The 26926-nt window shown below is 60.8% G+C and carries 23 protein-coding genes and 1 pseudogene; 13 read left to right on the top strand and 11 right to left on the bottom strand.

Features of this window, described 5'->3' with window-relative positions; all coding sequences use genetic code 11:
• Nucleotides 1-46 precede the first annotated feature (46 nt).
• The 5 genes from ELQ88_RS17185 to arcD (ELQ88_RS17205) form a co-directional block, all read right to left on the bottom strand.
• On the bottom strand, nucleotides 47-409 hold the full coding sequence (locus ELQ88_RS17185; RefSeq protein ID WP_138966538.1) for a DUF5064 family protein: 363 nt from the start codon (nucleotides 407-409) through the stop codon (nucleotides 47-49).
• Between the two features lie 12 nt (nucleotides 410-421).
• Nucleotides 422-1351, bottom strand: coding sequence for a carbamate kinase (arcC, locus tag ELQ88_RS17190; RefSeq protein WP_128870321.1), 930 nt, complete (start codon nucleotides 1349-1351; stop codon nucleotides 422-424).
• A gap of 155 nt (nucleotides 1352-1506) precedes the next feature.
• Nucleotides 1507-2517, bottom strand: a complete 1011-nt coding sequence (locus ELQ88_RS17195; protein ID WP_128870320.1) for an ornithine carbamoyltransferase — start codon at nucleotides 2515-2517, stop codon at nucleotides 1507-1509.
• A gap of 12 nt (nucleotides 2518-2529) precedes the next feature.
• Nucleotides 2530-3786 carry an arginine deiminase gene (gene arcA, locus ELQ88_RS17200; RefSeq protein WP_128870319.1) on the bottom strand — a complete coding sequence of 419 codons (1257 nt, stop codon included), beginning with the start codon at nucleotides 3784-3786 and terminating at the stop codon, nucleotides 2530-2532.
• Nucleotides 3787-3810: 24 nt separating this feature from the next.
• The gene (gene arcD / locus ELQ88_RS17205; protein ID WP_138966540.1) at nucleotides 3811-5238 is read right to left on the bottom strand and encodes an arginine-ornithine antiporter; all 1428 of its coding nucleotides are present in this window, start codon (nucleotides 5236-5238) and stop codon (nucleotides 3811-3813) included.
• Between the two features lie 410 nt (nucleotides 5239-5648).
• On the opposite strand from arcD (ELQ88_RS17205), the gene arcD (ELQ88_RS17210) reads away from it, so the two are divergent.
• Nucleotides 5649-7076, top strand: a complete 1428-nt coding sequence (gene arcD, locus ELQ88_RS17210; RefSeq protein ID WP_138966542.1) for an arginine-ornithine antiporter — start codon at nucleotides 5649-5651, stop codon at nucleotides 7074-7076.
• On the opposite strand, the gene ELQ88_RS17215 is transcribed toward arcD (ELQ88_RS17210), so the two are convergent.
• The 5 genes and pseudogenes from ELQ88_RS17215 to ELQ88_RS17235 all read right to left on the bottom strand — a co-directional run bounded on the left by ELQ88_RS17215 (nucleotide 7071) and on the right by ELQ88_RS17235 (nucleotide 10645).
• The gene (locus ELQ88_RS17215) at nucleotides 7071-8366 is read right to left on the bottom strand and encodes a flavohemoglobin expression-modulating QEGLA motif protein (protein ID WP_138966544.1); all 1296 of its coding nucleotides are present in this window, start codon (nucleotides 8364-8366) and stop codon (nucleotides 7071-7073) included. The genes arcD (ELQ88_RS17210) and ELQ88_RS17215 overlap by 6 nt on opposite strands.
• Complete coding sequence (locus ELQ88_RS17220) at nucleotides 8363-9028, bottom strand: MliC family protein (RefSeq protein ID WP_138966546.1); 666 nt, start codon at nucleotides 9026-9028, stop codon at nucleotides 8363-8365. Before ELQ88_RS17220 ends, ELQ88_RS17215 begins: the two co-directional genes overlap by 4 nt.
• A gap of 136 nt (nucleotides 9029-9164) precedes the next feature.
• Nucleotides 9165-9791 carry a hypothetical protein gene (locus ELQ88_RS17225; RefSeq protein WP_128870314.1) on the bottom strand — a complete coding sequence of 209 codons (627 nt, stop codon included), beginning with the start codon at nucleotides 9789-9791 and terminating at the stop codon, nucleotides 9165-9167.
• Nucleotides 9792-10014: 223 nt separating this feature from the next.
• A pseudogene (locus ELQ88_RS17230) lies at nucleotides 10015-10185 on the bottom strand (MFS transporter); the annotation flags it as partial.
• A gap of 100 nt (nucleotides 10186-10285) precedes the next feature.
• The gene (locus ELQ88_RS17235; protein WP_128870006.1) at nucleotides 10286-10645 is read right to left on the bottom strand and encodes a Rap1a/Tai family immunity protein; all 360 of its coding nucleotides are present in this window, start codon (nucleotides 10643-10645) and stop codon (nucleotides 10286-10288) included.
• Nucleotides 10646-11222: 577 nt separating this feature from the next.
• On the opposite strand from ELQ88_RS17235, the gene ELQ88_RS17245 reads away from it, so the two are divergent.
• From ELQ88_RS17245 to ELQ88_RS17275, 7 genes are all read left to right on the top strand, one after another.
• Nucleotides 11223-12203, top strand: coding sequence for a quinone oxidoreductase (locus ELQ88_RS17245; protein ID WP_128870008.1), 981 nt, complete (start codon nucleotides 11223-11225; stop codon nucleotides 12201-12203).
• A 14-nt stretch (nucleotides 12204-12217) separates the two neighbouring features.
• Entirely contained in the window at nucleotides 12218-13066 is an 849-nt protein-coding gene (locus ELQ88_RS17250; RefSeq protein ID WP_128870009.1) for a TauD/TfdA family dioxygenase, read from the top strand.
• 78 nt (nucleotides 13067-13144) lie between these two features.
• Complete coding sequence (locus tag ELQ88_RS17255) at nucleotides 13145-14197, top strand: 3-keto-5-aminohexanoate cleavage protein (RefSeq protein ID WP_128870010.1); 1053 nt, start codon at nucleotides 13145-13147, stop codon at nucleotides 14195-14197.
• A gap of 109 nt (nucleotides 14198-14306) precedes the next feature.
• Nucleotides 14307-15635, top strand: a complete 1329-nt coding sequence (locus ELQ88_RS17260; RefSeq protein ID WP_138966549.1) for an MFS transporter — start codon at nucleotides 14307-14309, stop codon at nucleotides 15633-15635.
• The gene (locus ELQ88_RS17265; RefSeq protein WP_138966551.1) at nucleotides 15632-16291 is read left to right on the top strand and encodes a DsbA family oxidoreductase; all 660 of its coding nucleotides are present in this window, start codon (nucleotides 15632-15634) and stop codon (nucleotides 16289-16291) included. The genes ELQ88_RS17260 and ELQ88_RS17265 overlap by 4 nt, the downstream gene beginning before the upstream one ends.
• Nucleotides 16288-16614: a Rieske 2Fe-2S domain-containing protein gene (locus ELQ88_RS17270; protein ID WP_128870012.1), complete on the top strand. Its 327-nt coding sequence runs from the start codon at nucleotides 16288-16290 to the stop codon at nucleotides 16612-16614. The genes ELQ88_RS17265 and ELQ88_RS17270 overlap by 4 nt, the downstream gene beginning before the upstream one ends.
• A complete protein-coding gene (locus ELQ88_RS17275; protein WP_138966553.1) occupies nucleotides 16611-17621 on the top strand; it encodes a putative sulfate exporter family transporter in 1011 nt (336 codons plus the stop codon). The genes ELQ88_RS17270 and ELQ88_RS17275 overlap by 4 nt, the downstream gene beginning before the upstream one ends.
• Before the next feature lie 307 nt (nucleotides 17622-17928).
• On the opposite strand, the gene ELQ88_RS17285 is transcribed toward ELQ88_RS17275, so the two are convergent.
• On the bottom strand, nucleotides 17929-18951 hold the full coding sequence (locus tag ELQ88_RS17285; RefSeq protein ID WP_128870014.1) for an AraC family transcriptional regulator: 1023 nt from the start codon (nucleotides 18949-18951) through the stop codon (nucleotides 17929-17931).
• A gap of 247 nt (nucleotides 18952-19198) precedes the next feature.
• Between ELQ88_RS17285 and ELQ88_RS17290 the strand changes: the two genes are divergently transcribed.
• The 5 genes from ELQ88_RS17290 to ELQ88_RS17310 all read left to right on the top strand — a co-directional run bounded on the left by ELQ88_RS17290 (nucleotide 19199) and on the right by ELQ88_RS17310 (nucleotide 26924).
• Nucleotides 19199-19771, top strand: a complete 573-nt coding sequence (locus ELQ88_RS17290; RefSeq protein WP_138966557.1) for an alpha/beta hydrolase — start codon at nucleotides 19199-19201, stop codon at nucleotides 19769-19771.
• Between the two features lie 94 nt (nucleotides 19772-19865).
• Nucleotides 19866-21737: a DUF1302 domain-containing protein gene (locus ELQ88_RS17295; RefSeq protein WP_138966559.1), complete on the top strand. Its 1872-nt coding sequence runs from the start codon at nucleotides 19866-19868 to the stop codon at nucleotides 21735-21737.
• Between the two features lie 40 nt (nucleotides 21738-21777).
• Complete coding sequence (locus ELQ88_RS17300) at nucleotides 21778-23133, top strand: DUF1329 domain-containing protein (RefSeq protein WP_138966561.1); 1356 nt, start codon at nucleotides 21778-21780, stop codon at nucleotides 23131-23133.
• 157 nt (nucleotides 23134-23290) lie between these two features.
• Nucleotides 23291-24364 carry a YCF48-related protein gene (locus ELQ88_RS17305; protein WP_138966563.1) on the top strand — a complete coding sequence of 358 codons (1074 nt, stop codon included), beginning with the start codon at nucleotides 23291-23293 and terminating at the stop codon, nucleotides 24362-24364.
• A 25-nt stretch (nucleotides 24365-24389) separates the two neighbouring features.
• Entirely contained in the window at nucleotides 24390-26924 is a 2535-nt protein-coding gene (locus ELQ88_RS17310; RefSeq protein ID WP_138966565.1) for an MMPL family transporter, read from the top strand.
• The last annotated feature ends 2 nt before the right edge of the window (nucleotides 26925-26926 follow it).

A 26926-nucleotide genomic window follows, 5' to 3' on the forward strand; every position in this document is an offset into this window, starting at 1 on the left:
AAAGCGAGCCTGCTCCCGGAGGCTGCACTTTCACGGGGAAACGGGATTACTCCAGATGTTCGGGCTTCACCGGATCCCCCGATTTCATCTCCAGTTTCTCCTTCATGTCTTCAAATATCTTGTCGTAGAATTTGTGAGTTGAACCGATTTGGCTATGCACCTTGGGGATACCGTACTTCTCAACAATTTTCGTGAAGTTGCTGGCAAAGTTGTAGGCCTGATCCTTGGGCAGGAAGAACGTTTCGCTCATGTCCTTGCCCTGAATCGAACCATGCAACTTGAACTGCATGCCTTTGCCTTCCTTGGGGTCCTGAAAGACTTCATAGTCGAAACACAGGTCGTAGCTGACGTCGTCTTTATTCAGCGCATGGCGCTCGATGTGCAGATGTCCGGGTTCGAACGTTGCCATTGCCGTCTCTCCTCACAAATAAGTAATGCCGGCTTTCTCGGTGCTGATCCGGGTACCGGCCGTGCCTTGAACGATAGCCTCGATGTCCGAGAGTGAACCGATCACCGCGACTTTTCCAGTATGGCGGGCGAATTCGCAGGCGGCCTGGACCTTCGGACCCATGGACCCTGCCGCGAAGCCGAGTTTTTCCATTTCGTCGGGGTGGGCCTGGGCGATGGCTTTCTGGGTCGGCTTGCCGAAATCGATGTAGGCGGCATTGACGTCGGTGGCGATCACCAGCAGATCGCTGTCCAGTTGTTCGGCCAGCAGCGCCGAGCACAGGTCCTTGTCGATCACCGCTTCGACGCCCTGCAGTTTGCCGCTGGCGCCGTACATCGTGGGGATGCCGCCACCGCCGGCGCAAATCACGATGCTGCCTTTTTCCAGCAGCCACTTGATCGGACGGATTTCGAAGATGCGTTTGGGGCGGGGGCTGGCGACTACGCGGCGAAATTTGTCGCCATCCGGCGCAATTGCCCAGCCTTTCTCTGCGGCGAGTTTTTCCGCTTCGGCCTGGGTGTAGACCGGACCGATGGGCTTGGTCGGGTTCTGGAACGCCGGGTCATTGGCATCGACTTCGACCTGGGTGAGCAGGGTGGCGAAGGGCACTTCGAAGTCCAGCAGGTTGCCCAGTTCCTGTTCAATGATGTAGCCGATCATGCCTTCGGTTTCGGCACCGAGCACGTCCAGCGGATAAGGCGAGACCGAGGTGTAGGCGGCCGCTTGCAACGACAACAGGCCAACCTGGGGACCGTTGCCGTGGGCGATCACCAGTTGATTGCCCGCGTGGATCTTGGCGATCTGTTCAGTGGCGATCCGGATGTTGGCGCGCTGATTGTCCGAGGTCATGGGTTCACCCCGGCGGAGCAGGGCGTTACCTCCCAGAGCAACGACGATACGCATGATGCAGTCCTTCTAAACAGAGAGGTAGCGGATGTCCCCTGTAGGAGCCGGCTTGCTGGCGAACGCATCGCCTCGGTGTATCTGACAGACCGAGGTGAGGCCATCGCCAGCAAGCCGGCTCCTACAGGGGGCACCGCAGGAACCAGGGTGAGTCTTCAGATATCCGCCAACGCCGCCACCAGGATCGCCTTGATCGTGTGCATGCGGTTCTCCGCTTGCTCGAAGGCAATGTTGGCCGGCGATTCGAAGACCTCTTCAGTCACTTCGACGCCATTGGCCAGGTGTGGATAACGGGCGGCGATGTCCTTGCCGACCTTGGTTTCGCTGTTGTGGAAGGCTGGCAGACAGTGCATGAATTTCACTCGCGGGTTGCCCGAGGCCTTCATCATCTGCGCGTTGACCTGGTACGGCAGCAGTTGCTCGATGCGCTCGTCCCAGGCTTCCACCGGTTCACCCATCGATACCCAGATGTCGGTATGAATGAAGTCGACACCCTTGACCGCGGCTTTCGGATCTTCAGTGATGGTGATGCGCGCGCCGCTGTCTTCGGCAAACGCCTTGCACTGATCGATGAAATCCTGATGTGGCCACAGTGCCTTGGGCGCGGCGATGCGCACGTCCATGCCCAGTTTGGCGCCGATCATCAGCAGCGAGTTGCCCATGTTGTAGCGGGCGTCGCCGAGGTAGGCGTAGCTGATCTCATGCAACGGCTTGTCGCTGTGTTCGCGCATGGTCAGGGTGTCGGCGATCATTTGCGTCGGGTGGAATTCGGCGGTCAGGCCGTTGAACACCGGTACGCCGGCGAACTCGGCCAGCTCTTCGACGATTTCCTGTTCGAAGCCGCGGTATTCGATGGCATCGAACATTCGCCCCAGCACGCGGGCGGTGTCTTTCATGCTTTCCTTGTGACCGATCTGCGACGACACCGGGTCGATGTAGGTGACGTGGGCGCCCTGGTCATGGGCCGCGACTTCGAACGCGCAACGGGTGCGGGTCGAGGTTTTTTCGAAAATCAACGCGATGTTCTTGCCTTGCAGGTGCGGACGCTCGGTGCCGGTGTACTTGGCGCGCTTGAGGTCGCGGGACAGGTCCAGCAGATAGTGCAGCTCGCGCGTGGTGTGATGCATCAGCGACAGCAGGCTGCGGTTGCGCATGTTGAAAGCCATGACGGGATCTCCTTAATAATCGATAGGGTCGCGAATGATCGGGCAGGTCATGCAGTGGCCCCCGCCACGGCCGCGACCGAGTTCGCCGGCGCTGATGGTGATGACTTCCACTCCGGCCTTGCGCAGCAGGGTGTTGGTGTAGGTGTTGCGGTCATAGCCGATCACCACGCCCGGCTCCACGGCCACCACGTTGTTGCCGTCGTCCCATTGCTCGCGTTCGGCGGCGAAGCTGTTGCCGCCCGTTTCCACCACGCGCAACGCCTTGAGGTTGAGGGCCTGGGCCACGGTGTCGAGGAAGCTGGTTTCTTCGCGGCGGATGTCGATGCCGCCCGGTTTGCTCTCGTCAGGGCGCAGGGTGAAGGCGACGATTTGCTTCACCACTTCCGGGAAGATGGTCACCACATCCCGGTCGCAGAAACTGAACACCGTGTCCAGGTGCATCGCCGCGCGGGATTTGGGGAGGCCGGCAACAATCACTTTGTCGACCGCCTTGTGCTTGAACAGACTGACCGCCAGTTGGCCGATGGCCTGGCGCGAAGAGCGTTCGCCCATGCCGATCAGGACCACACCGTTGCCGATCGGCATCACGTCACCGCCTTCCAGGGTGGCGCTGCCGTGTTCCTGGTCCGGATCGCCGTACCAGATCTGGAAGTCGGCGTTGGTGAATTGCGGGTGGAATTTGTAGATGGCGGTGGTCAGCAGCGTTTCCTGACGCCGTGCCGGCCAGTACATGGGGTTGAGCGTCACGCCGCCGTAGATCCAGCAGGTGGTGTCGCGGGTGAACTGGGTGTTGGGCAGCGGTGGCAGGATAAAGCTGGAGTGACCGAGGAAATCGCGAAACATCTCGATGGTCTTGCCGCCGAAACTGTCCGGCAGGTCGTCGGCGGACACCCCGCCGATCAGGAACTCGGCGATCTTGCGCGGCTCCAGGCTGCGCAGCCAGGAACCGGTTTCGTTGATCAGCCCCAATCCGACCGAGTTGGCGGTGATCTTGCGTTCCAGGATCCAGTCCAGTGCCTCGGGGATGGCGACGATGTCGGTCAGCAGGTTATGCATTTCCAGCACATCGACGTTGCGTTCGCGCATTTTGGTGACGAAGTCGAAATGGTCGCGCTTGGCCTGGGCCACCCACAGCACATCATCGAAAAGGAGCTCGTCACAGTTATTCGGGGTCAGCCGCTGGTGGGCCAGGCCTGGGGAACAAACCATGACTTTACGCAGTTTTCCGGCTTCGGAATGGACGCCGTACTTAACTTTTTCGGTGGTCATTGCAGTAATCCTCCAGATGAGGTGCTACAGGGTCAGGAAGCCGTCATACAGCCCATAGGCCGCCACCACCGCGCCCACGATAACGGCGGCGAAAATCAGCTTCTCGACGTTGGTGAAAACCGGTTTGTCGATTTCAAGCTTGGCCTTGGCAAACAGAATCACGCCGGGGGCGTAGAGCAGGGCGGAGAGCAGCAGGTATTTGACGCCGCCGGCGTAGATCAGCCAGATCGCGTAGATCACTGCCAGGCCACCGATGAACAGGTCTTTCCTGCGCTCGGCCAGGGCGTTCTCGTAGCTCTCGCCGCGTACTGCCAGCAGCAGGGCATAGGCCGCCGACCACAGGTAAGGCACCAGGATCATTGAGGTGGCGAGGTAGATCAGCGACAGGTAAGTACTGGCCGAAAACAAGGTGATGATCAGGAACAGTTGCACCATGGCATTGGTCAGCCACAGCGCATTGACCGGCACCTGGTTGGCGTTTTCCTTGCGCAGGAAGGCCGGCATGGTGTGATCCTTGGCGGCGGCGAACATGATCTCCGCACACAGCAGCACCCACGACAGCAATGCCCCCAGTAGCGAGATGATCAGGCCGACGCTGATCAGCACCGCGCCCCAGTCACCGACCACGTGTTCCAGCACCGCGGCCATCGACGGGTTCTGCAGCTTGGCCAGTTCCGGCTGGGTCATGATCCCCAGCGACAGTACGTTCACCAGCACCAGAAACAGCAGCACGGTGATGAAACCGATCACCGTGGCTTTACCCACGTCGCTGCGTTTTTCCGCCCGGGCTGAAAAGATGCTCGCGCCTTCGATGCCGATGAACACCCAGACGGTGACCAGCATCATGTTGCGCACCTGGTTCATCACGCTGCCCAGGTCCGGGTTTTTCAGGCCCCAGATGTCGGCGGTGAAGATTTCCAGTTTGAAGGCGAAAATCGCGATCAACACAAACAGCAGCAACGGCACGACCTTGGCGACCGTGGTCACCAGGTTGATGAATGCCGCTTCCTTGATCCCCCGCAGCACCAGGAAGTGCACGCCCCACAGCAGCACCGATGCACCGATGATCGCCGCCACCGTGTTGCCTTCGCCGAAGATCGGGAAAAAGTAACCGAGGGTGCTGAACAGCAGCACGAAGTAGCCGACGTTGCCCAGCCAGGCGCTGATCCAGTAACCCCAGGCGGAAGAAAAACCCATGTAGTCGCCGAAACCGGCCTTGGCGTAGGCGTAGACACCGCCATCCAGATCCGGCTTGCGATTGGCCAGGGTCTGGAACACGAAAGCCAGGGTCAGCATGCCGACTGCAGTGATGGCCCAGCCGATCAATACGGCGCCGACATCGGCACTGGCTGCCATGTTTTGCGGCAGGGAAAAAATCCCCCCGCCAATCATTGAGCCGACGACCAAGGCAACCAGAGCGCCGAGCTTCAATTTTCCGGGGGATTCAGACATTGCACGACTCCATTGCAGGGAAAGAAACGACGTTTATTTTCGTTAGCTATGCAATATTTCCTTGAATCAATGCATGTACAGGTTTCATTGCCGTTAAAACGCAGGGGCCCTTTTAGTTTTTATAGAAATGCTCGTGTTGTCGCGCAAGCACTCAAAAGTTACCGGGTTGACATTAGTTGGTTTGCGTATTTTGGCAAATTTTGCCCATTTAATTGTTGATGTATATCAACAAGTCAACGTGTCAGTGCTCGGTGATCGATTGGCTATTTTCCGCAGTGTTTTCATTGCGGCAAGTTATAACAAAGTCTATGTTGGCGCTTATTGGCAACCGCTAGTACCCTTTGTTCGTTGGTTAATTCCCACTGAGATGCTCACTGTTTGTTAGTTCTCGCCCACCTGTGAGGCGTCAAATGTCACAACCGACGCAAAAGCTGCGCTTGAATGCGCTCATTGCCCTGGTAGTGGGGTCGATGATTGGCGGCGGGATTTTTTCCCTGCCTCAGAACATGGCGGCGAAAGCCGATGCCGGCGCCATATTGATCGGCTGGGGGATCACCGCCGTCGGCATGCTGACCCTGGCTTTCGTGTTCCAGACCCTGGCCAATCGCAAGCCCGAACTGGACTCGGGGGTGTACGCTTACGCCAAGGCCGGGTTCGGCGACTACATGGGTTTTTCTTCTGCCTGGGGATACTGGATCAGTGCCTGGCTGGGTAACGTCGGTTATTTCGTGCTGCTGTTCAGTACCCTCGGTTACTTCTTTCCGGTCTTTGGCCAGGGCAATACGCCCATCGCCATTGGTTGCGCTTCGGTGCTGTTATGGGCGGTGCACTTCCTGGTGATGCGTGGCATCAAGGAGGCGGCGTTCATCAATCAACTGACCACCGTGGCCAAGATCGTGCCGTTGATCTTGTTTATTGTTATCGCTGCCGTGGCCTTCAAGGCGGATATCTTTACCCGGGACATCTGGGGTCGCAGCAACCCGAATTTTGGCGGAGTGATGGATCAGGTGCGCAACATGATGCTGGTGACGGTTTTCGTCTTCATCGGCATCGAAGGCGCCAGCGTCTATTCGGCCCGGGCGCAGAAACGTGCGGACGTGGGCCGCGCGACGGTCATCGGTTTTCTCGGGGTGCTGGCACTGCTGGTGTTGGTCAATGTGCTGTCGCTGGGCATCATGAGCCAGCCGGAACTGGCCAGGCTGCAGAACCCGTCACTGGCGACTGTCATGGAGCACATCGTCGGCCATTGGGGTGCGTTGTTGATCAGCGTCGGCCTGGCGATCTCGCTGTTGGGTGCATTGCTGTCGTGGGCGCTGCTTTGCGCGGAAATCCTGTTTGCCACGGCCAGGGACAAGACCATGCCGGCCTTCCTGAAAAAGGAAAATACCAACCACGTACCGGTCAATGCGCTGTGGTTGACCAACGGCATGATCCAGATTTTCCTGTTGATCACCTTGGTCTCAGCCGGCACTTACACCAGTCTTATTTACCTGGCGTCCTCGATGATTCTGGTGCCGTACTTGTGGTCGGCGGCCTATGCGGTGCTGTTGAGCGGGCGTGGCGAAACCTACGAACACGCATCGGCCGAGCGCACCAAGGACCTGATGATCGGCGGCGTTGCGCTGTGTTACGCGGTATGGCTGTTGTATGCCGGAGGGGTCAAGTATTTGCTGTTGTCTGCCTTATTATATGCGCCCGGAGTGATTTTGTTTGCCAAGGCCAAACATGAGCAGGGCGAACCACTGTTCACGCCGATCGAGAAGGGCATTTTTACCTGCGTCGTGGCCGGAGCGGGGCTTGCGGCTTATGGCTTGTACCGTGGAATGCTGTCGTTATGACAACGCGCCAGGGCTGGAGGCGCTGGCGTCGGCTTCATGCTCGTCGGCAAACGCCATGAGCACGTCCAGATCGAGCACATCCAGCTTGATCCGGGTGATAAAGGCGGAGAACGCCAGGTTGGCGGCGAGCCGATTCAGATCCGCGGCCCAGTCCGGGACATGGACCGGCCCCTTGAGCCAGCCGGACTCGAAGAGCGGGGCCAGGCGCACGGTGTCGCCCAGGCTGAGGCGCCCGGCAAACAGATGACCCACCAGTTCCGGCCGGTTGTCGCGGATCGCAATGCGCAGCAGGGTATGCACGCCGAGCAAGCCGGTCAGGTAGGCGGCATCCTTGGTGAATGCCGAACCGCCGTGCAGGTCGGCGCCGCGGAAAACCCGTTGGGTCGAACGGAAGGATTCCTCCTGGGACTGACCGGCAGCGAGAAAACCTTCGAATACCTGGATGAAATCGGCACCCTCCAGTGCCTGCTGGACCGCGAGCACACGCAGGGCGAGGCGGCGCAGGCGGTTGATGTCCATGCTGCCGGTGAACAGCTCGGCCAGGGTGGCGATGCCTTCCTGGGTCTGGGTCGTGCGTGGCGCCCCCAGCCCCAGGCTTTTCAGGTTGGGTTGCAGCGCGCCGTTTTGCGCCGTGGCGACATGCACAAAGGCCTCATGCTGCAATAGCTGCTGCTTGTCCAGTTCCGAGAACAGGGCGCCGGCACGCAGGCGGATACGGCTCGCCCCGGCGATGGCCTTGGCGGCCAGGGTCGGATCGAGCACGACCGTGATCCGGCCCGGGCCGAAGAATCGATCCAGTTCCGGCTGCATCCAGGCAGCGAACGCCTCGGCCGGGATGTCGGCCTGGATCGGTGGAATCCGCGCACCGCCCAGCAAGGCGTCGGTGGTACTGAGGAAGAACCGGGCCGCGTCCAGCATGCTCAGGTTCAGGCGTGAATAGTAGAAGTCCGGGCGCCGGTACAGCGCTGACGAATACTGGGTAAAAGCGGGTGTGCCAATGGCACCGAGCATGCGGCCGGCGGTGGCATAGCTGCGCGCCGTCATCGCAAGGTAAGCTCCGGCCGGATGCCCCTGGTCGCAGCGGTCGGTAAAGGCTTCCAGGGCCACGATCTCGGCGCTGTGGTCGCGCGGGCGGAGCTCGACCCTGGGCAGTTCCGCGCGCCCGGCGCGCCAGCGTTGCAGAAATGTTTCCTCGACCCCGTCCGGCCAGGCCAGGGCTTCCAGGACGCGGATCTTGCGGACCAGACCGGGCAGGGCGGCATCGAGTTCGGACAGGGGCGCGGTGCTCACGGGAGTTTTCCTGGTTCGGCCGAACAACTCATTTCCCCTGAGCCTGGCTTCTGGAACAGGACGACATCGCCGTCTTGCCAGAAGCTGTATTGCCCTTGGGAGTCCTTGCCAGTGTATCGGGATCCCGAATCACTCTGCACCTGGCTCAGGGTGACCGAGGCGTTCGCCCATTTCAGGTACACGACACCCGGCTGCGTGGTGAAGAAGGTGGCCGCAATCGGCGCGTTTAACCCTGGACAACGAAACGCCAGGGGGCCTTCGGTGAGTCTGTCCGGATCCCGGGTCCTGGCAATGGCCGAGCCTTGACGCAGCTGGTGCGCGCGCTCGGCATAACTGCGAATCGTGCACGCCTTGAGCTCTGGCCCGGAAGCACATTGATTGCGGGTCTTGACCCAGAACTGCTGGTCGATCATGACGTTGTCCGGAGGCGGTACCGAGCGTTGATCCGTGAGGGCCAGCCGATACAGGCGCATCAGTTCGACATCCATCTGCGCCAGCTGCGCATCGCCACAGATGAGTTTTTCGGCGGGCGCCCTGGCCTGGGCGCAGTCGAAGCTGGTCTTGAACATGGGCGAAGGGGGCGCAGCCTGTGCACGGCTGCTCGCCGCCGCGAACACGCCGGCAGCGAGCAGACAGGTGAAAATGGCCGTGACCGTTTTCATGTTGGCTTTACCCAGATCATGACGTGATGCCCGGATTGCCGTGGACCAATCGATCCCTCAGGTGTGTGGCAGTGTAATTCGAGTTTTTTATAAGTGCACTTTTTGTTGCTACTGCATTTGCTGCAACTGCCGCTGGTTAGAATCGAGGCGGGCGAACCGAGCCGGCGCCACGTGGCTCCGAGTCACGCAGCATGGCCCGCGCCGGATCGGGTAAATCCGAGCTGGCGCTGGAATGGTTGGACGCCTCCAGCCTTGAAACCCGTTTGCTGACCTCGTTGATATCGACAGGGCTCAACGTGATATAGGCGCTGTTGACGCGGAAGGTTGCGGGTACGCCCTCCTTGTAAAACTCGAGGCGTTTCGCGCTGCCGACTGCGAACCATCCATCCGCGCGCAATGCCTTTTCCAGTGCCTCGCGTTCTTGCGGTTGAAATTCCATGCGAATGGATCGGTAAGTCAGTTTCTCCCGCGGGACCTGCGAGATATTGGGGCTGCCCATGGGGTCCGCCACGCTGGAAAAGTTGTCTGTGACATCCAGTGTGATTTCGGCGCTACTGGCCGTTGCGCCAAACACTTCAATGGGCTTGTTGTGCGTGCACGACAGGTAGTTATAAAAATCCACGCACTCTGTGAACCCTTGGGCTTTACCCAGCGCCTGGGTACCTGGAACAGAGAGTCCGGCAACCTGGACGGTTGTCAGGCGTTCAGCAGAATGGGCAGTACCTGCCACGAGTAGAAGAAAGATCGCTCCCAGCTTGTTCATATCGAAGCTCCTACAGATCCATCGGGTTTGAAAATAATGTGGATCGCCTGTCGATCCCAGGTGCGCACTCGCGTTATCGGAACCGTGCTGGCATTTTGTGTACGAGGGGATGTTAGTCGTTAAAACAGCCTGCGTCGGTTGCGTTACACATTAGTTCAGAATCTCGTGCAGACAAGGCAAGCCCAGCCTGGAATCGCCTTACGCGAAGTCCGGTGTTTCGCTATCAAACCGGAACGCTTGCCTGGATTACCCAAAATCCCAATAAAGCCAGAACAGCAAAGCCTGCCCCCATCAAGAAGGTGCCCTGAAAACCTAACGTATCCCACAGCGCCCCGGCGATCACGCTGGCCAGCAGCAAGGTCAGCCCGGTCAACAGATTGAACATGCCGAAGGCCGCCCAGCCGGGCCAATTCCCGCCGACTCAAAGGCAGATCGGCTTGGACAGCGCCCCCAGCCCATAACCCAGCGCCACTTTGCACGGCTCAGCCAATCAGTCATTTACAGGGGAATGCCTCTCGGTGTGCCTGAATCGCCAGTGCCACTTCCGGCAGGTTCAACTGATTGGGATGGGCCTCCAGATACTTGACGACGACGCCCACGCTTTCCTTGTTGTTCACTGCCCGTGGAACGCAGATGCGTTGTTCTTTCGGCAAGAGGTCGGCGTATGCGCTCAACGTCTGGCGAACGCCCTGGACCAGCCCGATGCACAACCCGCTTTCAAAAGCACTGTAGTCGTCCGTTGGAATCTTCTGACCGATCATTTTGCACGCCATCAGCAAATTGTTCCCATCTGCCAGGGCCTGACCACACCCCAGCAGCGATACCCATGCGACCAGTCCGATTCGTATGATCAAAAGTGCATTCTCCCGTGACTCGGGAGAGGCTAGCCGGTGCGATCGCGATATTGAAGGACCTATAAACATAAGCGATTACCGCATAAGTTTTTCGCAAGGCTCCGTGCCAATGGCCAGTTTGTGTATCAGTTGCGGCCGCGGTGTTGGCTCGATCATGTCCGCCGCGCGCCATAGTCGACCTTAGAGTCTTGGCTAATCAACCGAGTTTAGTTTCAAGTGTCTAGTCCTGTAATAGGTTTACACCTGTTTCACCCTAATGCCCGATGCACCGCATCGGGCGTTTTGTATTTCAAAGACTGGTGCGGCCGCTCGCAGTTGTAGCCGTCTGTCATCGAACACCGGATGCCGTGTTTCGCCGTGCTGATACCGCTGACGCTCCGATACAACACTTACGGCTTCAGGGTCTTCAGCGGGAAGGTCCGTGCCGAGCGTGATTGACCGCAACCGAGCGACGCGGTTTGTCATGAAATGTGATGGCGTTGTCGTTTGATGAGATGCGACCGGACCGCCTGCAGCTTACATTCCAATCAACGTAATCGCCGTAGTGCACCCAGAACGCTGATTGGAGAAAAAAAGCATGGCCCAAGTCGTACGATTTTATGAAACCGGTGGTCCCGAGGTTCTTCGCTTTGAAGAGGTCGAGGTCGGCGAGCCCGGTCCTGGTGAGGTTCGGCTGCGTCACGTAGCGGTCGGCCTCAACTATGCCGACACCTACTTTCGCAATGGCACTTACCCGATCCCGATGCCGAACGGCATGGGGGTTGAAGCGTCCGGCGTGGTCCAGGCCATCGGCGCAGGGGTGACCAACGTACAGGTGGGCGACCGCGTCACCTACACCGGTTTCCTCAACACCCTGGGTGCCTACAGTACCGAACGCCTGATCCCGGCTGCACCGTTGATCAAACTGCCGGAAAGCATCTCGTTCGAGACTGCGGCGGCCATGACCATGCGCGGCCTGACCGCTTCGTACCTGATGCGCCGCATCTATGACTTCAAGCCCGGTGACACCATCCTGCTGCACGCTGCCGCCGGTGGCGTCGGCCTGATTGTTTCGCAGTGGGCCAAGCTGTTGGGCCTGACCGTGATCGGCACGGTGTCCAGCGAGGCCAAGGCCGAGGTGGCCCGCGCTCATGGTTGCGACCATGTGATCAATTACAGCCACGAAGACTTTGCCAAGCGCGTGCGTGAGTTGACCGACGGCGTCGGCGTCAATGTGGTGTTCGACAGTGTTGGCAAGAATACCTTCATGGGCTCGCTGGACTCGCTCAAGCGTCGCGGCCTGTTGGTCTGCGTCGGTACCGCCTCCGGCCCGATTCCTGAATTCAACCCGGCGCTGTTGGCGATGAAAGGTTCGCTGTTCGTGACTCGCCCGGCACTGGCGGATTACATCGCCGACCCGGCAGAGAAGGCCGAACTGGCCGGTGAGCTGTTCGACCTGGTCGGCAGCGGCAAGATCAAGATCGAGATCAACCAGCATTACAGCTTGCAGGATGCCGTGCAGGCGCACCGTGATCTGGAATCGCGCAAAACCACCGGTTCATCGATCTTCGTCATCTAAGGAGGTCTGCCGCCATGCAAGTCGAACAACTAACCTGCAGCATTGGCGCAGAGCTGATTGGCGTCAAACTGGCTGACGCCGTCCATGACGACGGCCTGTTCGCCGAGATCCGCGTCCAACTGCTCAAGCATCGGGTGCTGTTCCTGCGCGACCAGGACATCACTCGCGCCGAGCATGCGGCCTTTGCCCGACGCTTCGGCGAACTGGAGGATCACCCGGTCATCGGCAGCCACCCGGATCACCCGGGCCTGGTCCAGGTCTACAAGAATCCGGACAGTCCGATCGACCGTTACGAGAACTCCTGGCACACCGACGCCACCTGGCGCGAGGCGCCGCCGCTGGGCAGCGTGCTGCGTTGCCTGGAGTGCCCGCCAGTCGGTGGCGACACCATGTGGGCCAACATGGTGGAGGCTTACAAGCATCTGCCGGACGAGATAAAGGCGAAGATCGAAGGTCTGCGCGCCCGTCATAGCATCGAGGCGACCTTCGGTGCGGCGATGCCGATCGAAAAGCGCCTGGCGCTCAAGGCCCAGTACCCGGACGCGGAGCACCCCGTGGTGCGCACTCATCCGGAGACTGGCGAAAAGGTGCTGTTCGTCAACTCCTTCACCACGCACTTCACCAACTTCCACACGGCCCAGCGAGTGCGTGTCGGCCAGGATTTCACCCAGGGCGCGTCCGAGCTGCTGCGTCACCTGACCAGTCAGGCGCACATTCCGGAGTACCAGGTGCGCTGGCGCTGGAAGCCCAACAGCATCGCCATCTGGGACAACCGCAGCTCACAGCACTACGCCGTGATGGATTACCCGCCGTGCCATCGCAAGATGGAGCGCGCCACGATCATGGGCGACAAACCCTACTGAGCAACTTCACCTGCACCCATGCCAAAGCCTGCGCCGTACAGCCTGTCGGGCAGGCAAAAACAAAAATAGGAGATAATCATGCAGTTTTTCGACGATTCCCTGCACCCGGACACCATGGAAAAAGTGGTGATTACCGTCGCCCCTTACGCTCCCCAGTGGATGCCTGGCGACTTTCCGGAAGACATTCCGCTGACCATGGACGAACACGTGCAGGCGGCTGTCGACTGCTATGAAGCAGGCGCCACCGTATTGCACTTGCACGTGCGTGAACTGGACGGTAAAGGGTCCAAGCGCCTGTCCAAGTTCAACGAGCTGATCGCCGGTGTGCGTGAAGCCGTGCCGGACATGATCATCCAGGTCGGCGGTTCGATTTCCTTTGCGCCTGAAGGCGAGGGCGCCGATGCGCTGTGGCTGTCCGACGATACCCGGCACATGCTGGCGGATCTGACGCCCAAGCCCGATCAGGTCACCATCGCCATCAACACCATTCAGATGACGATCACGGAGCTGCTGTTTCCGGAAGGCATTGAAGGCACCTCGCTGTTTGATCCGGCTACCCACGCCGCCTATACCGAAATGACCGTACCGGCAGGTCCGGCCTTTGTCGCCGAGCACCTCAAGCGCCTGCAGGCCAGCAATATCCAGCCGCACTTCCAGCTGACCGGCATCCATGCCTACGAGACCCTCGAGCGCCTGGTGCGCAAGGGCGTCTACAAGGGCCCGATGAACCTGACCTGGATCGGTATCGGTGGCGGTTTCGACGGTCCGAACCCGATGAACCTGATGAACTTCATCAATCGCGTGCCGGACGGTTGCACCTTGACTGCCGAGTCGTTGCTCAAGAACGTGCTGCCACTCAACACCATCGCCATGGCCATGGGCTTGCATCCACGCCTGGGTAACGAAGACACCATTATCGATCAGCACGGCAAGCGTTTCTCGTCCGTGGAGCAGGTCAAGCAGACGGTGCGCATTGCCAACGAGCTGGGTCGTGAGATCGCCAGCGGCAAAGAGGCGCGCGACATCTACCGTATCGGCGTGCAATACGAGACCATTGAAGAAACCCTGTTGGCCAACGGCCTGGCGCCGAATCGCAAAGCGGGACAGAAGGGCGTACCCCAGCGCGGGTGATGCGGAGGGCGGGGCAGGTCGCTGAAGGGAACCTGCCCCGGCCAACCTGATACGCGTTGAGCAAGACCAAAACAATAACAAGACGGGTGCAAGACACCGAGGAGGCAGCATGGCCTATCACAGCACTGTGGACGATGCAGAAGATACTTCAGTTGGCATTCCGCGCAAGTACGCATGGGCCGTATTCGCACTGACCTTTGGCTTGTTGATCTCAGATTATATGTCACGGCAAGTACTCAATGCCGTGTTCCCGATTCTCAAGGGCGAGTGGGCTCTGAGCGACGGCCAGCTCGGCCTGCTCAGCGGCATCGTGGCCTTGATGGTCGGTACGCTGACCATCCCCCTGTCACTGTTGGCCGACCGCTTCGGCCGGGTCAAGAGCCTGGCACTGATGGCCTTGCTGTGGAGCCTGGCCACGTTGGGCTGCGCCCTGGCCGAGAACTACGAGGAGATGTTGATCGCGCGCTTCATGGTCGGTGTCGGCGAGGCGGCCTACGGCAGCGTCGGCATCGCCGTGGTGGTATCGGTATTTCCCAAGAACATGCGTGCGACCCTCGCCAGTGCCTTCATGGCCGGTGCCATGTTTGGCTCGGTGCTGGGCATCTCCCTGGGCGGGGCGATTGCCGTCAAGCTGGGCTGGCGTTGGTCGTTCGCCAGCATGGCGCTGTTTGGCCTGGTGCTGGCGGCGATTTACCCGATCGTGGTCAAGGAAGCCCGCATTGCCCCGCAGCGCCTGGCCGCGGCCGGGAGCAAAATCAAGGGGACGGTCAAGCGTCCGCTGCGCACCTTGTACGGCACCCGTTCGGTGATCGCCGCTTACGTGGCCAGCGGTCTGCAGACGTTCGTTGCCGGCAGCATGATTGTGTGGATGCCGAGCTACTTCAACCGCTATTACGGGATGGGCGAGGGCAAGGCCGGCGTCATCGCGGGCGTTATGGTGTTGTGCTGCGGCGGCGGGGCGATCATGTGCGGCATGCTCAGTGACCGCTTGAGCCGTCAATCGCCGTTGCGCAAGATCGAGATATCCATTGCGTTCTGCCTGGGCAGCTGCCTGCTGATGTCGCTGGCTTTGATTCAGTCGGTCGGCCCTCTCCAGTTGGCACTGATCGGCATGGCCATGCTGTTCGTGACGGGCATCAACGGCCCGATCATTGCCACGATCGCCAACCTGACCCACTACAAAGTGCATGGCACCGCTTTTGCCGCCCTGACCCTGGTCAATAATATGATCGGCCTGGCCCCGGGACCTTTCGTCACCGGCAGGGTGTCCGACCATATCGGCCTGCACGGGGCCTTCCAGCTCATACCGCTGATGAGCATCGCTGCAGCGGCGGTGTTCTTCTATATCCGCTGTCACTATCTCGACGACATTGCCCGTGTGCAGGGCAAGGATGTCGATGACGCGTCCACTAAAGCCGTGATGGAGGTGTCGTCGTGACGGGGATCCTGCGTATTGATGCATTTTTCGACTTCATCTGCCCCTGGTGCCTGATCGGCAAGCGTCAGCTCGAGCGCGCACTCGTGGCGTTGCGCAGCAGCCACCCGGACGTCGAGCTGGAGCTGGCCTGGCATGGCGTGCAACTACTGCCGCACCTGCCGGCGCAGGGCGTGCCCTTTGTCGAGTTCTACCGCCAGCGCCTGGGCAGTGCCGAGGCCGTGCAAGCGCGCCAGGCGCAAGTCCGGCAGGCCGCGGCGGCCGTCGGCCTGAGCATCGACTTCAGTGGCATCAAGACTATGCCCAATACCGCCGATGCCCATCGCCTGATGGAATGCGCCTCTGAACTGGGGAGCGTGGCGCAGCGTGACGCCTTGCTGGAACGGCTGTTTGCCGCCTACTTCGATCAAGGCAAGGACCTTGGCGACAGTGCCACCTTACTGGCGATCGCCGAGTCCTGCGGTTACCCGCGCGAGGCCCTGGTCGACTGCCTGGAGGGCGCTGGCAGTCCCTACGACGACAGCGGGATGGGCGCCAGGGGCGTGCCCTATTTCATTTTCAACCGTCGCCAGGCGATCTCCGGTGCACAGCCGGCCGAGGTGCTGTTGCAGGCGATGCAGCAAGCCCTTGCGCAAGACGCGGCCGGGAGTCCGGCATGAGCCTGCGCATTGCGGTACCGGCCGAGAAAGTCCCGGCACCTGGCATGCGCTCGCTGTTCGAGCCCGAGGGCAGCAGCCTGGCGCTGTTCAATGTCGGGGGCCAGCTCTATGCCATCGACGACAGCTGTCCGCATCAGGGGGCCTCACTCTGTGGCGGCCGCCTCGAGGGCAAGGTGATCCAGTGCTGTGCCCACGGCCTGCGCTTCGACCTGGCCAGCGGCTACATGCTCAATTCAACCGCGGTGAAGGTTGCCAACTACCCGGTCGAAGTGATCGACGGCCAAGTGTTCATTGTCATCGCTTCCAAGGAATCCGCCGTATGAGTGCCATTGCCCTGGCCTATGTTCATTGCCGTGCGCGCGAGCTGGCCCCCGGTTTTATCGTCAGCCTGATCGTCGCCGCCGCGGCGAGCTTCCTGTCCGAGCACTACGGTGCGCCGGTGATGCTGTTCGCGCTGCTGCTCGGCATGGCGCTGAACTTTCTGGCAGGCGATGGAAAATGCAAGGCCGGTATCGAGTTCACCGCCCGCACCGTGTTGCGCATCGGGGTAGCGCTGCTGGGCATGCGCATCACCCTGGAGCAGATCGCTGCGTTGGGCTGGAAACCGGTCGCGCTGGTCGTGACCCTGGTCGCGGTGACCATTATCGTCTCGATGGTGGCGGCCAGGGCCATGGGGTTCCAGCGGGTGTTCGGCATGCTCACCGGTGGCGCTACGGCGATCTGCGGTGCCTCGGCAGCCTTGGCGCTGGCGGCGGCTTTGCCCAATCATCCACAGAAGGAACGCGCCACCCTGTTCACCGTGATTGGCGTGTCGGCCCTGTCGACCATGGCCATGATCGTCTACCCGATGATCGCCAACTGGCTCGAACTCAATCCCCAGCAGGCCGGGGTGTTCCTCGGTGCCACCATCCACGACGTTGCCCAGGTCGTGGGCGCCGGCTACGGCATGTCTACCGAGACGGGCGATACCGCCACCGTGGTCAAGTTGATGCGCGTGGCCATGCTCCTGCCGGTGATTGTCTGCGCGGCGATGATGTCCCGCATGCAAGGCGGCGACCTGCCCGGCAAACGACCGCCGTTGCTGCCCTGGTTCGCGGTGGGCTTCCTGATACTGGCGTGCGTCAACAGTACCGGCTGGATCGTCCCGGCAGTGCAGGGCTTCACCAATGAACTGTCGCGCTGGTGCCTGGTGATCGCCATCAGCGCCCTGGGCATGAAGACCCAGCTCAAGGAGCTGGCTGCGGTGGGTGTCAAGCCGATCCTGCTGATGGTGGGGGAGACCGTCTTCCTCGTCGTCCTGGTGCTGCTGCTGATGCACTGGGGCTTGTAAACAGATGCTCTATTGGGGGTAGCACGCCTGCGCGCACAGCTCGAGCGTGAGTCAGGCGTCGCACCCCCGGATGCGCTCCTTTTGCGGTCGCCTGCTCCAGCAGGCGGCCGTTTTTTTTCGGGGACACGGTCCCCTGCAGGAGCTGGCTTGCCAGCGAAGGCGCCCCGACAGCCGACCCGTGTTTTGCGGATGTACCCGATCCCTGTAGGAGCTGGCTTGCCAGCGAAGGTCGTTAACGATAACGCGTACGGTCTGGTGAAACGCGGGGCATTTGAGTCCAGCGCCAGCAAGCCGGCTCCTGCAGGTCTCAGCTGTCTTTGCGCGGCACGATCTTGCGTTCGCTGCGCCAGGCGGCAGGTGGCATGTTGAACTGGGAAATGAACCAGCGCGTGAATGAATTGGGCATGGAGTAGCCGAGCATGTCGGCGATCCGTCCCAGCGAGTACCCGGGGTTCTCCAGGTAGCGCACCACCAGGTCGCGGCGCACGCTGCTGATCAATTCGCTGAAACTGGCGCCTTCTTCATCCAGGCGGCGCTGCAGGGTGCGCACGTTCATGCCGTGGCTCTGGGCGATCTGCGCAATGGTCGCGCGGCCCATGGGCAGCAACAGGTAAATGGATTTACGCACGTCGAATGCCAGGGAATGGCCGTTTTTTCCCATCAGCGACGAGTCGAGGTAGCGTTGCGCGTGTCGGGCCATGGCCTCATTGGCCAGGGGGTTGGCGGTGTCGAGGTTGCTGGCGGGACAAACGATGCCGTTGAACTCGCAGCCGAACTCCACTTTGCAGCCGAAGATCCGTCGATGCACGGAAAGGTCCGCCGGCGCGTCATGGGTGAAACAGACACTGGTCGGGTGCCAGTGCGCGCCGAGCAGGGCGGCGCAAAAACGGTGCATCACGGCAACGGCCAGCTCGATGGATTGGCGGTTGTTCGTGCCCATATCGGTGACCAGTTCCTCGCGAATGATCACCGTCTTGCCAGTTTCCTCGACGAACACCGCCAGTGAATCGTTGAGCAGGTGACGGTACTGCACGATCACTTTCAGCGCGTCGCGCAGCGTGTTCTGGTGACTGAGCAGCAGGCTCACTTCACCAAAGTCCGACAGGTGCCGCAGCTCCGCCATGCGCAGGCCGAAGGTTTCACAGCCACTCAGGTGCGCTGACTTCTCCAGCAGGATGATGCTGGCGGTGGCCGGGATGCGTTGATCGGGATCGCTGAGGAGCGAAGGGGTCAAGCCCACCTCGGCTAAAAGCGCGTTCGCGTTCAGCCCCAGATGGCGAGCCACCTCCTGGTAGTTGGTCAGTACGGCGGTTCGAGCTTGAATGGTCATGGCGTGCATTCATTCCATTTAGTGACAACCGAGGTCCCGCTGGTGCAGCTACCTGTCATTTATAGAGACTTTGTCATGAAATGAAAATAGCTTCGCGCGCAAATCTATTTCTGCGCGGCTGTCATCAAAAGGGAAGTGACTGACGCTAAATGTAACGCGCTCCGACCAGCCGAATCCTACTGTGCTGCTGGAGGGTTCGAACGATTGGCGGACCTTTCGATGGATTGTCCAAAGGTGAATTAGCGCGATGAATGACACCACGATTTTGATAGTTCCAGGCTTGCGCGACCATGTGCCAGCGCATTGGCAAACGTTGCTGGAAGCCAAGCTGGACAAGGTCCGCTCAGTACCTCCACTGGAAGCGAACAAGCTCAGCCTGGCCGCACGCGTGGAAGCGATCCAGCGCGAGCTGGAGCAGATTTCCGGTCCGGTGATCCTCGTGGCTCACAGTGCCGGCGTACTGATGGTGGTGCACTGGGCCGCCCTGCATGACCGCCCGATCAAGGGCGCCTTGCTGGCCGCACCGCCGAACCTCGAGGCCAGCTGGCCGGCCGCTTATCCAACCCCTGAAAGCCTGCGGGCCAGTGGCTGGGATCCGCTGCCAAAAGGGCCGCTGCCGTTCCCTTCGATCGTCGCGGCCAGTACCAACGACCACCTCGCGAGCCTCGAATCCGTGACCCGGATGGCCGGTGACTGGGGCAGTGAACTGGTCAACCTCGGTGCTGTAGGCCATCTCAATCCCGCCGCCGGATTCGGCGAGTGGCCGCAGGCCGAAGACTTTATCCGCACGCTGGATCGTGGGGTGCAAACAGCTCAATAAAACTGCCTGAAAGAAACTCGCATCACTGCAAGGACCGGATGTGAGTCGTTGTTAGCGCCAAAAAACAAAAACAACAATAAACGGAGACAACGTAATGCACACCACGCCAGGATACCGTCCTCTGCGTTTCAGCTTGCTGGCCAGCGCCGTCATGCTCGCCACCTTGCCGGCTGCCCATGCCTTTGAACTCGACACCGGCAGTGAAGATTGGGCCGTGCGCTTCGATAACACCCTCAAGACCAGCTACGGTCAACGGGTGGAAGGCCAGAACTCGAAGATCGCCAACACCTCCAACTACAACGACGGCGATAAAAACTTCAGTGTCGGCAGTGCAGTGACCCAGCGGGTCGATCTGCTGACCGAACTCGATGTGGTCTACCAGCGGAAAATGGGCTTTCGTGTCAGTGCCGCGAGTTGGTATGACCATGCCTATGACAATGTCGGTTCCAACTCCAACCCGTTTCCAGGGCAGCAGGGCAATGCGGGCAACCTGGTGGCGGCGCGTCAGTCCGGCGCGATCCAGCCTGGCGACTCGCTGAACGGCCACGCTGCAAGCAAGCATGGGCTGAGCAACTACAGCGATCGTTATTACAACGGCCCCTCCGGTGAGATCCTCGACGCCTTCGTGTTCTACAGCACCGAGGTCGGCGAGGAGTCGATGTTCAGCACCAAGCTCGGCCGGCACAACATGTACTGGGGCGAGACCCTGTTCAACGCGGCCAACGGCATCAACTACGGTCAGTCGGCCCTGGACCTGGCCAAGTTGTACAACGTGCCGGGCACCGAAACCAAAGAGCTGTTCCTGCCGCGCAACCAGCTGTCGATGTCGTTCACGGTCAATCCGGAGTTGACCCTGGGCGCGCAGTACTTCCTGGAGTTCCGCAACACCCGTCTGCCCGAGGGTGGGACGTACATGGGCGGCTACGACATGTTCGGTGAAGGCGGGGACGTGTTCTGGCTCCCGGTACCGACGGCGCTGAACGGGGCCGGGGCTTTTTACGGCACCTCGCGCGGGCATGACGTCAAGCCGCACAATGCCGGCGACTTCGGCCTGATGGCCAAGTGGAGCCCGGAATGGCTGGACGGCACCCTGGGCTTCTACTACCGCAACACGTCGGACCCGATGCCGGTGGTGCTCGTCAATGCGCCCAACCTGCAAACGCCAGGCCTGCCGGGACTCACCGGCGCTGAATACCTGGCCGCTTATGCCGACGACATCGACATCTATGGCATCAGCCTGTCGAAGGGGGTGGGCCCGGTCAGCGTCGGTCTCGATGTGAACTACCGCGAGAACATGCCGCTGCTGAGCAACTTCACCACCATCAACCCGACCTTGAGGGGGCAGGCCGATCAGGGGCTGGTCAACGGCGACAACCTGATCGGTGCCGTGCCGGGCAAAGGCGATACCGGAACGGCCCGGGGCAAGACGTTCCATGTGGTACTCAACGGCATCGTGAGCTTTGGCAATACGCCGTTGTGGGACTCCTCCTCGCTGGCTGTCGAAGGATCGATGACCCATCTGGTCAGCGTCGACAAGGGCAAGCAGTCCTTCAAGGGCAACTCCAGCTACCACGGGGTCGACAAAGTCGACACCAATGCCTACTCCATCGCGACCAACTTCACCCCGACCTGGTTCCAGGTGTTCCCGGGCGTCGATATGTCCATGCCGATGTCCTACAACGTTGGCCTCAAGGGCAACTCGGCCGTCCAGCTGGGTGGCAGCGAGGACACCGGCAGCTACTCCATCGGCGTCGCCGCGGACGTCTATCAAAAGTACAAGTTCGACCTCAAGTACGTCGATTCCTTTGGTCCTTTCAATACCTGTGAAACCGGATTTGACAACAACACCCCCGGCAGTGGAGGGCAATACCGCTGCATCCCTGGCCAGATCACTTCCCAGGCAGGCCTGGCGCCCCTGCTGAAGGACCGCGGGATGATCACGGCTTCGTTCAAAACCACCTTCTGATTGACACCCGGATTACAACAACAAAGTGGAGAGAATTCAGATGAAATTCCTAAATAGCATGCTGGCAGCATCCCTGGCGGCCGTCATTGCCGGCCAGGCCCATGCGGCCGTGTCGGCGCAGGAAGCCGCCAAGCTGGGCACCAGCCTGACCAACGTGGGCGCGGAGATGGCAGCCAATGCCGATGGCTCGATTCCTGCGTACACCGGCGGGTTGACCACCGCTCCAGCCGGCTTCAAGGCGGGCGACGGCATGCGTCCGGATCCCTTTGCCGACGAGAAGCCGCTGTTGGTCATCGATGGCAAGAACGTCGATAAGTACAAGGGCCAGTTGACGGCCACCACGGCCGAGCTTGCCAGGCGCTATCCCACTTTCCACATCAATGTGTTCCCGACCCACCGCACTGTCGCCCTGCCTCAGGCGGTGCTGGACAACAGCTTGAAAAATGCCACCGGTACCAAGGCCCTCGATGGCGGCCTGTCCATCGATAACCTGCTGCCCGGCGTGCCGTTCCCGATCCCGACCTCGGGCAGTGAGGCCATGTGGAACCACCTGCTGCGTGTCGGCGGCAATCGCAATGTCAAATATGACTCCTGGAACGTCGACTCGGCGGGTGTACCGACACTGTCGACCACGGCGCTGTCGTTCTCGAACTACCCGATCTACGACGACATGTCGAAGCCGTTCAAGAGCACCGACGTGTTCTTCCAGATGAAGCTGTATTACACCGGTCCCGCGCGCCGTGCGGGCGAGGCGATCATGCTCAAGGATACGGCCAACCCCTTGGCGCAGCCACGCCGCAGCTGGCAGTACTTGCCTGGCCAGCGCCGCGTGAAGCTGGCGCCGGACCTGGCCTATGACACGCCTAACCCGGGTACCGGCGGTGCCGGTACTTACGACGATGTGTTCGTGTTCAACGGTGCACTGGATCGCTTCGACTGGAAACTGGTGGGCAAGCAGGAAATGGTGGTGCCGTACAACACCTACAAGCTGACTTACGCAGTGGACGCCAAGCAGCTGACAACCCCCAACCACATCGCACCCGACTATGTGCGCTGGGAGAAGCACCGCGTCTGGGTGGTGGAAGGCACGCTCAAATCCGGTTCGCGCCACATCTACCAGAAGCGCCGCATGTACCTGGATGAAGACAGCTGGATCGCTTTGGCTTCCGACCAGTATGACTCGAGCGGCAAGCTCTACCGTGGCTCCTTCGCCTTCCTCAGCCAGAGTTACGACAAAAAGATCCCGGATGTCTCGCCTTTCATGATCTACGACCTGGTGGGTGGCTCCTACAACATCAACGGCATCACGGGCGCCTACGGCGGCATCAAATACATCGAGCCACTGTCGAAGGCGCAGTGGGCGCCGGATGCACTGGCAGGGTCCGGTATCCGCTAAGCGGCAGACGATGAAAGTCCGGGGCGATCGCTTGTGGTCCCCCGGCAGAGTGACTGGAAGATGGACGGCCGGAGCGTCGTTCATCTTGGGTTACCGATTCCGACGCCGGCCTGTACCTCGTGTGCTTTGCGGGTGTCGTTCTCTTAGAAGGTGCGGTATGGGTTCCTTGAAAAAGTTCGTGCTGATGCTGCTGTGCTCAACGCTGATGCTGTTGCAGGGTGTCGCTCACGCAACCAGCTATGTGGATGTACTGGATCTGCCGGCCAAGCCGAGTCCGTTGGCCGTGCGTAGCCCTTTGATTGGCATCGCCCGTGCGGGTGAGCGCCTGGTCACTGTCGGCCAGCGTGGCCATATTCTTTATTCCGATGACGCTGGCAAGCACTGGTCGCAGGCCAGTGTTCCACTCAGCAGTGACCTGACGGCGGTGTTTTTTCCGTCTGCCCGGCAGGGCTGGGCAGTCGGCAACGATGGCGTCGTGTTGCACAGCAGCGATGCCGGCGCGACCTGGAGCAAGCAGCTCGACGGTCGCCTGATCGGCGCCGCGGTGGTCAAGCATTATGCGGCGCTGGCCAGTGCCGACCCGGCCAACGAGCAATGGCCGCTGCTGGTCGCCGAAGGTGAGCGGCTGGTCGAGCAGGGGGCGGACAAGCCGTTCCTCGATGTGTGGTTCGCCAACGACAAGCTGGGCTATGTGGTCGGCGTGTTCAACCTGATCCTGCGCACCGAAGACGGTGGCCAGAGCTGGACGCCGTTCCAGGATCGCACCGACAACCCGCAAGGCTTTCACCTCAACGCCATCGCCTCCACCGGTGACGCGCTGTACATCGCCGGCGAACAGGGCTTGCTGCTGAAGTGGGATGACACGCAGCAGCGCTTCGCCGCCGTGCCGACGCCTTATCAGGGCAGCTACTTCGGCGTGGTCGGCAAGCCCGGTGAAGTGCTCGTCTATGGCCTGGGCGGCAATGTGTTTCGCAGCACCGATGGTGGTCTCAGCTGGACCCCGCTGGCGAGTGGCCTGCAGGTCAGCATCACGGCAGCGATCATCAATGACCAAGGGCAGTACGAGCTGTTCACCCAGGCTGGACATGCGCTGGTCAGTCAGGCGGGCGGTACGCGGCTGCAGTTGCTGGCACAGCAGGATCCGACCCCTGTGGCCGGTGTGAGCCAGGCCGCCGATGGTTCGCTGGTAGTGGTGGGTAGCCGTGGTGTACAGGCACTGTCGGTCAAATAAGAAAAATTACAGCGAGTACCCAGACATGGGCAATATCAAGCAAGACACCATGCCGGTCATCCGCGATCTGCGGGACTTCGATCGGTGCTCCGGCAATCGGTTGGAGCGGCTGGTATTCAACTACCGCCCGCTGTTCATGGTGCTCATGACACTGGTCACCCTGGTGCTGGGCTATATGGCGGTGACGCGTCTGGAGCTGCGTCCCAGTTTCGAGAAAATGATTCCGCAGAGCCAGCCGTACATCAAGAACTTCCTGGAAAACCGCCAGTCGCTGCGCGGCCTGGGCAACTCGGTGCGGGTGGTGGTGGAAAACACCCAGGGCGATATTTTCGACCCGCACTACCTTGAGGTCCTCAAGCAGGTCAATGACCAGCTGTTCCTCACCGAAGGCGTCGACCGCGCCTGGATGAAGTCGCTGTGGAGTCCAGGCGTGCGCTGGACCGAAGTCACCGAGGAAGGTTTCCAGGGTGGCCCGGTGATGCCCGATGCCTACCAGGGCAAGCCTGAAGAAATAGACCAACTGCGCCAGAACATTTCCCGTGCCGGTATCGTCGGCAGCCTGGTGGCCAGCGACTTCAAGTCCACCATGTTGATCGTGCCGCTGCTGGACAAGGCCACGGCCACGGGGCAGCGCATCGACTACCACGCCTTTTCGCAGATGCTCGAAACGCAGTTGCGCGACAAGATCGAATTCGCCGGCGACAGCGCGACCCACAAGGCCGGGGAGGAGGGCAAGGGCCACTACAAGATCCGGGTGATCGGTTTCGCCAAGCTGATGGGCGATCTGATCGACGGGCTGATTCAGGTGATGATGTTCTTCGGCCTGGCCGTGGTCACCTCGCTGGTGATCATCTATTGCTATACCCGTTGTGTGCGCAGCACTTTGCTGGTGGTCGGCTGTTCGCTGATCGCGGTGGTCTGGCAACTGGGCATCGTTGCCTGGCTGGGCTATGCCATCGATCCGTACTCGGTGCTGGTGCCGTTCCTGATCTTTGCCATCGGCGTGTCCCACGCGGCGCAGAAGATGAACGGCATCATGCAGGACATCGCCCGCGGCACTCATAGGCTGATCGCCGCACGCTACACCTTCCGCCGCCTGTTCATTGCCGGCGTCACCGCGCTGCTCGCCGATGCCGTCGGTTTTGCGGTGCTGATGCTGATCGACATCCCGGTGATCCGCGACCTGGCGATCACCGCCAGCATCGGTGTGGCCGTGCTGATCTTCACCTCGCTGCTACTGATGCCGGTGGCGCTGTCCTATGTCGGCGTCGGCGCGAAGGCGGCCGAGCGCGCGCTGAAAATCGACACCCGTGCCGAAGGGCACAAAGGCTTTGGCAAACTGTGGGACATGCTCGATCGCTTCACCACCCGCAGGTGGGCGACCGGGGCGGTATTGGTCGCGGTACTGATGGGCATTGGCGGCTTCATGGTCAGCCTGCAACTGAAGATCGGCGATCTGGACAGTGGCGCACCGGAGTTGCGGGCCGACTCGCGCTATAACCGTGACAACGCCTACATCACCAGCCACTACGCGCTGTCCAGCGACCTGTTCGCGGTGATGATCAAGACCGCGCCGGAAGGTTGCCTGAGCTATAAGACGCTGATCCTCGCCGACCGCCTGGCCTGGGAGCTGCAGCAATCCCCCGGGGTGCAGGCGACGTCTTCGCTGGTCAACGCCGTGCGGCAGATCACCGCCGGTACTTACGAGGGCAACCCCAAGCTCAACAGCATCCAGCGCAACCAGGACGTGCTGAACTACGCCGCGCAGCAAGCCTCGGTCAACTCCCCGGAGTTGTTCAACAACGACTGCTCGCTGATGCCGGTGATCGCCTTCCTCAAGGACCACAAGGCCGAGACCCTGGACGCGGTGGTGGCCATCGCCGAACAATTCGCCCGGGATAACAACAGCGAAGATCGCCAGTTCCTGCTGGCTGCCGGGTCCGCCGGCATCGAGGCGGCGACCAACATCGTGGTGCGCGAGGCCAACCGCACCATGCTGTTGTACGTCTACGCGGCGGTGACGTTGTTCTGCCTGATCACCTTCCGCAGCTGGCGCGCCACGCTGGTGGCCCTGTTGCCGCTGGTGCTGACCTCGATCCTCTGCGAGGCATTGATGGTGGTCATGGGCATTGGCGTGAAGGTGGCGACTCTGCCGGTGATCGCCCTCGGCGTCGGGATCGGTGTCGACTACGCCTTGTACCTGCTCAGCGTGCAACTGCAGTACCAGCGCCAGGGCCTGCCGTTGTCCCAGGCTTATCGCAACGCCGTGTCGTTCACCGGCCGGGTGGTGGGGCTGGTGGGCATCACCCTGGCCGCCGGCGTGGTGTGCTGGGTCTGGTCGCCGATCAAGTTCCAGGCCGACATGGGCATCCTGCTGACCTTCATGTTCCTGTGGAACATGCTCGGCGCGCTGATCCTGATTCCAGCCCTGTCGTATTTCCTGTTGCGCGGGCCCTCGCTGATCCGTGGTGCTGCCCCGGATGCGCCGGTGGTGCACGCCAGTGAGACCGACAACGCCAAACAACCGGGCATGCGACCTGCCCTCACACTGTCCGAGTAAGT

The organism is Pseudomonas sp. MPC6, assembly GCF_006094435.1.
Taxonomy (GTDB): domain Bacteria; phylum Pseudomonadota; class Gammaproteobacteria; order Pseudomonadales; family Pseudomonadaceae; genus Aquipseudomonas.